This window comes from Microbacterium sp. (genome assembly GCF_048259935.1).
GTDB lineage: Bacteria > Actinomycetota > Actinomycetes > Actinomycetales > Microbacteriaceae > Microbacterium.
Window position 1 is genome coordinate 428,275 of sequence record NZ_JBLXHF010000003.1, and the last position, 8,224, is coordinate 436,498.

Consider the following 8,224-nt stretch of genomic DNA (forward strand, 5'->3'; position numbering starts at 1 on the left):
TCACGAACCTCTCCGTTCGAACAAGAAAGCAGCACTATTGTGACGCGCACATACACCCCGAAGGCCGCGACGATTCAGCGTGACTGGGTCGTCATCGACGCCAACGACGTCGTTCTCGGCCGCCTGGCCTCCCACGCTGCAGCGCTCCTGCGCGGCAAGCACAAGCCGACCTTCGCCAACCACGTCGACACCGGCGACTTCGTCGTCATCATCAACGCCGACAAGGTTGCCCTGACCGGCCAGAAGCTCCAGAAGAAGATGGCTTACCGCCACTCCGGCTACCCGGGTGGTCTGTCGAAGGTCTCCTATGAGGAGCTCCTCGAGAAGAACCCCGTCCGCGCTGTCGAGAAGGCCGTCCGCGGCATGCTCCCCAAGAACAGCCTGGGCCGTCAGCAGCTGTCGAAGCTCAAGGTGTACGTCGGTGCCGAGCACCCGCACGCCGCGCAGCAGCCCCAGCCGTACACCCTCGACCAGGTCGCCCAGTAAGCGCCGCAACGACTAAGGACATACTCGTGGCTGACATCGAATCAACCGAAACTCCGCAGAACTACTCGACCTCGAGCCCTGAGGCCGCGCAGACCGAGACGGCTCCCCGTCCGGTTCTGAACGTCCCCGGCGCTGCCGTGGGTCGTCGCAAGCAGGCCATCGCCCGCGTGCGCCTGATCCCCGGCTCTGGCACCATCACGGTCAATGGCCGTACTCTCGAGGACTACTTCCCGAACAAGCTGCACCAGCAGCTGATCAACGACCCGTTCAAGGTGCTGAACCTTGAGGGTGCGTACGACGTCATCGCCCGCATCTCGGGTGGCGGCGACTCGGGCCAGGCCGGCGCACTGCGTCTCGGCATCGCCCGCTCGCTGAACGGCATCGACGTCGAGAACAACCGTGCAACGCTCAAGAAGGCTGGCTTCCTCTCTCGTGACGCTCGCGTCATCGAGCGCAAGAAGGCCGGTCTCAAGAAGGCCCGCAAGGCGCCTCAGTACTCGAAGCGCTAAGGATCACCACTCCGATGCCGCTTTTCGGCACGGACGGCGTGCGAGGGCTTGCCAATGGCATCCTCACCGCCGATCTGGCGCTCACCCTGGCCCAGGCGACTGCTGTCGTCCTGGGCCAGGGCCGCACTGCAGAGGCTCGCAAGGGCGAGGGCAAGCGACTGTCCGCAGTCGTCGCCCGCGACCCGCGCATCTCCGGTGAATTCCTTGTGGCCGCCGTCTCGGCAGGCCTCGCAGCATCCGGCGTCGACGTTCTCGACGCGGGTGTCATTCCCACTCCGGCCCTGGCGTTCCTCGTCGGCGACCACGATGCCGACTTCGGCGTCATGGTGTCCGCGTCGCACAACCCCGCACCGGACAACGGAATCAAGATCTTCGCCCGCGGCGGCGTGAAGCTCCCCGATGAGGTCGAGCAGCGCATCGAGGCCGCGATGGCGGGGGAGATGCTTCTCCCCACCGGCTCCGGCGTCGGGCGCATCCAGCGCTTCTCCGACGCAGAAGACCGCTACAAGCTGCACCTGCTGGGCTCGCTCCCGCACTCGCTCGACGGCATCCACGTGGTGCTCGACTGTGCGCACGGCGCAGCATCCGGCGTCTCGCCCGAGACCTTCAAGGCCGCAGGCGCGACCGTCACGGTCATCGGTGCTGAGCCGGACGGCATCAACATCAACGATGGTGTCGGTTCCACGCACCTCGACAACCTTGCTGAGGCCGTCGTCCGTCTGGGCGCCGATGTCGGTATCGCCCACGACGGCGACGCCGACCGTTGTCTCGCGGTCGATGCCGACGGACGCATCATCGACGGCGACCGCATCATGGCGATCCTCGCGGTGGCCATGAAAGAGCGCGGTCACCTCGTCAAGGACACGCTCGTCGCAACAGTGATGAGCAACCTGGGCCTCCACCGCGCGATGGAAGAGCACGGCATCGCCGTGCGCCAGACCGCTGTCGGCGACCGCTACGTGCTCGAAGACATGAACGCCAACGGCTTCGCGCTGGGCGGTGAGCAGTCCGGGCACGTCATCATGAGCGAGTTCGCGACGACCGGCGACGGTGTGCTCACGGGTCTTCACCTCGTCGCCGAGATGGCGCACAAGAACAAGACGCTCGCCGAGCTCGCGAACGTCATGACGGTGTACCCGCAGGTGCTCATCAACGTGCGCGGGGTCGACAAAGAGCGCTGCGCCGAAGATGAGGGCATACAGAGTGCCGTCGCCGCCATCGAGGCCGAGCTCGGTGATTCCGGACGAGTGCTGCTGCGCAAGTCCGGAACCGAACAGCTCGTGCGCGTGATGGTCGAGGCGGCGGATGCTGAATCCGCACAGTCCTACGCCGACCGGCTTGCTGCGGTCGTCAAGGAGCGCCTCGCGCTGTAGCGCTCTGGTTCGCGCGGGTTCGCGCACGGGAGGTGGCGCAGTGTGCCGCGTCCGGTGAGCTGAGGCGACCAACTGCGACCCCGCGGCAACGTGCAGGGGCAACAACGCGCATCGCGACTCCTGCGGCACGTGCCGCGGCAACGCGCATGGGCAACACTGCGCAGCGAGCCAGTTCACCTGACGGCAACCTCACGGCCACGCGGGTCGGGAGTGTGCGACACCGCTCGTTGCGGACACATCAATAGCTTCGGGACGTCCCTGTCGACTTCCCCAGCCATTGGTGTGTCCACGTGCTCCTGCGCCGTCCTGCTCTTGCCCTCCCGTCCATCTTCGGCGCGACCGTGCTGGTCGCCACGCTGCTTCCGGTCAGTCCGGTCGCGGCATCCGTCACGCCGCCGCCGCACGCGCTGAAGACGGCGACCGCCACCGCGGCGCCCGCCAAGATGGCAGCCGCCACCGCCGCCCCCGCGATCATCGTCACCGAGATCGTCGCGAACAACGTCGGCAGCGACCAGTTCGAGTACGTCGAGATCCACAACACGACCGCCGCGGCGGTGGATCTCGCAGCAGAGGGATACTCGTTCGCGTACTCCTACGCCGACTCCGACGACCGCAGTCGCGACATCGCGCTCACCGCTGAGCCGCTGGTGCTCGCCGCAGGCGAAACTGCTGTGCTCTGGCTGAGCTATGCCGCCGGTGCGGTCGACTCCTTCGCCCGCACGACGGACGACTTCCGCACCTACCACGGGGTGGATGCGGCCACCCAGGTCGTCCGGATCACAGGACAGGCGGGGATGGCCAACGGCGGAGACCGCGGCATCCGGGTTCTGAAGAATGACGCGCTGCTGACGTGGTCGCACTATCCGGCGGGGTCGATGGGTGATGACTTCGGAGTGCACTTCCGTCTGCCGGCCGCACCCGAGACGGCCGGTGCGCCGGAAAGCCTGAGCGTGCTCGGCCTGCAGTCCGAGCGGACCCCCGGCACGGTGCTGCCGATCGCGCTGGAGCGCCCTGCGCCGACGCAGCCCGAAGAGCCACAGCCTGGGCCGGCGTCGAACTGGCCGCTCATGGTCACCGAGATCGCGCCAGATAACGTCGGCACCGATGCCTTCGAGTACTTCGAGGTGCACAACACCACGAACCAGCCGATCGATCTGCAGACGTCCGAGACCGCTGACGGATACTCTTTCGCCTACACCTTCGTCGATTCCGATGACCGCACCCGTGACGTCGCGCTGACGGTGACGACGTATGCTGACACTGACGCCGCACCGACCGCGATCGCCCCCGGTGAGACCGTCGTGATGTGGCTGAGCTACACCACCGCGACCCTGGACTCGTTCGCGCACACGGCGGACGAATTTCGCACCCGCTGGGGAGCACCCGCCGAGACGCGCGTGATCAGGGTCGAGGGACAGGCTGGGATGGCGAACGGCGGAGGCCGCGGCATCCGGGTTGTGAACGACGTGGCCGAGGCCGAAGAAATCGTCGGCTGGTCGTACTATCCGGCAGGCTCGGTCGGCGTGGACCTGAGCGCGCACTTCCGCATTCCCGGCGATATCGCTCAGCACAGCATGCCGCTTCTCGAAGAGGCGGCTGCCCCGACTCCCGGCGTGATCTCACCCGACGTCCTCACGGCACAGGCCCCCGAGCCCGAGCCCGAGTTCGATCCGCAGCCCGATCCCTCGGTGGTCACCGCGCCGCTGCAGGTGACCGAGCTGCTGCCCGACTCGACGAACGTCGGCGCCTCTGACGGATTCGAGTTCGTCGAGGTCTACAACGCCACGAGCGAGCCGATCGATTTCGGCGACTACTCGATCAACTACCTCTACGCGGTCGACGAGCACACCAACACGCAGACGAGCCGGTGGCCGGCGACTCCCGCCGATGTGGTGATCTCGGCCGGAGAGACGCTCGTGCTGTGGATCAAGAACGGTCCGAACAACGAGCTCGGCGTCGCCGACTTCAACGCCGCGTTCGGCACGACTCTCACGCTCGGTGAGAACCTCGTCGAGATCTACTCCGGCGGAATGGCGAACGGCTCCCCGCGCGGAATCGAGGTCATCACCAACACCGGTCACTCCCTCAACCGCGCTCACTACAACCTCGCTGGCGCCGATGACACGATGGTCGATCAGGGCATCCGTTACGTCACCAGCGACGACGACCTGACGCTGCAGCGGATTCTCGGTGTCACTCCGGCGACGCCCGGGGCGATCCAGGCTGACCAGGTGCCCGCGGGGCTGATGATCCCCGCGCCCGACACTGCGGCGCCGGTCATCGAGAACCGCACGGCCGGCGAGATCGACCCGGCCGCCGACTTCGCGCTGAGCTTCGGCGTCACGGATGACGTGCAGGCGCGCACGGTCACGCTCGAGATGGCCAACGACGTCGATGGTGCGATGCCGGCGGTCAACCTGTCGGATGCCGGCGACGGCGCGTATATCCACACGATCCCCGCGGTCGATCTGACGGGCAAGTCGTGGTTCGAGTACTCGGTCACGGCGAGCGATGGCTCGCACACGACGACTCTCGACACTGTTCGGGCGAATGTGAAGGGCGTCTCCACCGAGCCGCTGCGCCTGGGCCTCGAAGACGGTGCGTTCGTGGGTGGTGCCGCGAAGAGTGGCATCGAGACGATTGTGGCGGCAGCAGACGAGTACCCGGCAGAGATCGATGTGGACGTCGACGGCACCGAGCTTGAGACCGTGACGAGCCTCGAGGCCGAGCCCATGTTCGCCTTTGAGACGTCGAACACCGACTACTACTTCAAGAACGGTGTTCGCATCGGCGAAGACGTGCTGAACATCTTCGACAAGGGCACCTACTCGAACTGGGAGACCATCTCGACCCCCGTGCCGCTGTCGTACGTGCGTCAGGGCGACGAGCTGGTCGTGAGCGTGTGGGCCGGCACGAAGAAGGCTCCCGAGATCGACGAGCTCGAGAACAACGACGACTTCGTGATCCGCGGGCTGCGCATGATCCTGCCCGACGGGCGCACGCTCTTCCCGCAGGGGTACGACAACCCAGAGACCGTGCTCTCGATGGGCGACAGCACGGGCAAGTTCGACTTCTACGACGCGCGGTTCACCCTGCCGGAGAACGCATTCTCTGCGGTCACGGCCCAGTGGGACACGACCTCGCACGAAGACGGTCCGGCCGTCGTGACAGCGGCGGAGGCGGCCAACACCGTCTCTCGCACCGTCACCGTCGACAACACCGGACCAGATGTCGCCACCGAGATCGTCGATGGCACGGCATTCCAGGGCGTGATCGCGATCGATGCCGACGTCACTGATGCCGGCGCCGGGGTCGGTCAGACCGTTGCGATGCTCGACGGAGTCGAGATCCCGCTCCCGTACGAGACCTCGTCGGTCGTGCTGCCCGCAGGTACCCACACGCTCGCGATCACGGCGACGGATGCTCTGGGCAACGTCTCGGAATACACCACGAGCTTCATCACCTACGACGAGCAGCCCAGTGCCGGTGCGCTGTCGCCCGCCGAGGGTGAAGAGGTCGAGGCGGGAGATGTGACCCTGCAGGCGAAGGTCGAGGACCCGACCGGAGACGTGCTGGATGTCGCGTTCCTTGAGGGGCGACGTGTGGACCTCGCTGATGGTGACATCGAGCTGCAGTCCGGCACGGTGAACGATGCGCAGAGCCTGGATCGCGCGCAGCCCGAGCTGCTGAGCGATGAAGACATCTGGATGCTGTCGAGCACCGACGGCCTCGCCGCCGATGTGTCTTCGAATGAGGCGTTCCCGTACCAGCTTTTCGATGTCGCCACGGGGGATGCCGGCGACGGCTCGCTCGTGCGGGTGTCGTGGTCTGGCAGCGCGAACGCCGGTGCGACGGTCGTGCTGTACGCGCTCGCCGCAGACGGCTCGGCGTGGGTCGAGCAGACCAGGCACGTCGCGGCCGATGAGGGTTCGTTCACGCTGGATGCCGCGATCGATGTCACCGCGCACGCGCACGATGGCGCGGTGCGGGTGCTGATCCAGCATTCCGAGGGGTTCGCGGGTGCTGATCTGAGCACGCGCGAGTCGGGAGCAACGCCGGGGCATCCGCTGGATACTCCGCGCGCCGAGTACGACTTCACCTTCGGGTGGGAATCCGACACTCAGTACTACAACGAGAACCTCATTCCCGAGGAGGACCGCTACCGTCACCAGCAGGCGATCCACAGTTATCTGCTCGCGCAGCGCGAGACGCTGAACCTGCAGTACCTGTTCCACACCGGCGACATCGTCGACGACTACGACCAGATGTACCAGTGGGAGAACGCCGACCCGGAGTACCGCCGGCTCGACGAGGCTGGTCTGCCGTACGGTGTGCTGGCGGGCAACCACGACGTGGGTCACTCGGTGATCGACTACACGAACTACGGCACGTACTTCGGTGCGGATCGGTTCGAGGGCAACCCCTGGTACGGCGGTGGCGACGAGAACAACCGCAGTCACTACGACCTGCTGTCGGCGGGCGGGATCGACTTCATCATGGTCTACACCGGGTGGGGTCCTGGTGATGTCGAGATAGCATGGATGAACGAGGTGCTCGCGCAGTACCCCGATCGGGTGGCGATCATCGCGCAGCACGAGTTCATCCTCACCACGGGCGGTCTGGGTGCGACTCCGCAGCGGATCCTCGATGAGGTCGTCGCGACCAACGTGAATGTGAAGATGGTGCTCTCCGGGCATTACCACAGCGCGTTGACCCGCACCGATCAGTTCGATGATGACGGTGATGGCGTGATGGATCGCAACGTCTACTCGATGCTGTTCGACTACCAGGGGCTGCCTGAGGGCGGTCAGGGCTTCTTGCGCCTGATGCACTTCGACACGGTGGGTCAGCGCATGATCGTGCGCACGTTCTCGCCGTCGCTGGAGGACCCGGCGAACGGCGGGCTGCTGGGCAAATACAACTCCGATGACCCGACGCTGGCGGCGATTCCGCAGGAGTTCGAGCTGTCGTTCGCAGACCTCGGCATTTCGACGGTCGAGCGGATGCTGGGGACCGATGCGTTCTCGGCAGAGATCCTCACGGCGAACGAGATCGCGTCGTTCGAGCAGGTGGCTTCTGGGTCGATTCTGTCGGCGCCGTGGCCGCTGGCCGAGGTGGGGGAGCGTGGCTGGTACGTGCGCACGAGTGACCCGTACGGGGCAATCGATGTCTCGCCTGTGCAGCTGTTCACGGTGCTGCCCGCGACAGACCCGGGCCCGGGTGATGGTGGCGGAGACGGCGACGGCGGAAACGGCGACGGCGGAAACGGTGACGGAAACGGCGATGGCGGCACGCCCGGCGGATCCGACGGCTCGGGTACGGACAAGGGCGGCAACGGCTCTGGCGGAACTTCTGACGGCGCTCTGGCGACGACCGGTGCTGACGGCGCAGGACTGATCGGCTGGACGATCGCCGGGGCACTCGCGCTGATCGCCGGAGCTGGTCTGCTGGTACGTCGCCGCAGCCGCCGCTCGGTCAGCTGACGGGTGCGGGACTTCGCCACCCCGCCCGTTCGCACGCGGCAGGTGGCGCAGTGTGCCGCGTCCGGCGGGGCCAAGCGGCGTTCAGCGACCCCTGCGGCAGTGCGCGGCGCGGCGGGTGGCGCAGTGTGCCGCGTCCGGTGAGCTGAGGCGGCCAATTGCGACCCCTGCCGACCCCCGCCGCCCCCGCGCCGACCCCGCGCAGCCCCCCGCCGAGAACCTAACGCAGCACTTCGACCAGCACCACCCACGAGACCACGATCGCCGAGACGATGGCGAGCAGGCAGGCGCCCGGGCCGAGCACCAGTCCCCTGGCCGCGCGGCGGAGGCGCATCCACAACCCGCCGCGGACGCAGGCGGGGAGCGCCAGGAGACC

General features: G+C 66.8%; 4 protein-coding genes. All 4 read left to right on the forward strand.

Going from position 1 to position 8,224, the window contains the following annotated elements; genetic code table 11:
* Positions 1-39 precede the first annotated feature (39 nt).
* Positions 40-486, forward strand: a complete 447-nt coding sequence (gene rplM, locus ACN0RC_RS07685) for a 50S ribosomal protein L13 (protein WP_417510404.1) — start codon at positions 40-42, stop codon at positions 484-486.
* Positions 487-512: 26 nt separating this feature from the next.
* A complete protein-coding gene (gene rpsI, locus ACN0RC_RS07690) occupies positions 513-995 on the forward strand; it encodes a 30S ribosomal protein S9 (RefSeq protein ID WP_417510406.1) in 483 nt (160 codons plus the stop codon).
* Between the two features lie 14 nt (positions 996-1,009).
* Entirely contained in the window at positions 1,010-2,368 is a 1,359-nt protein-coding gene (glmM, locus tag ACN0RC_RS07695) for a phosphoglucosamine mutase (RefSeq protein ID WP_417510408.1), read from the forward strand.
* 290 nt (positions 2,369-2,658) lie between these two features.
* The gene (locus ACN0RC_RS07700; RefSeq protein WP_417510410.1) at positions 2,659-7,851 is read left to right on the forward strand and encodes a metallophosphoesterase; all 5,193 of its coding nucleotides are present in this window, start codon (positions 2,659-2,661) and stop codon (positions 7,849-7,851) included.
* Positions 7,852-8,224: the final 373 nt, after the last annotated feature.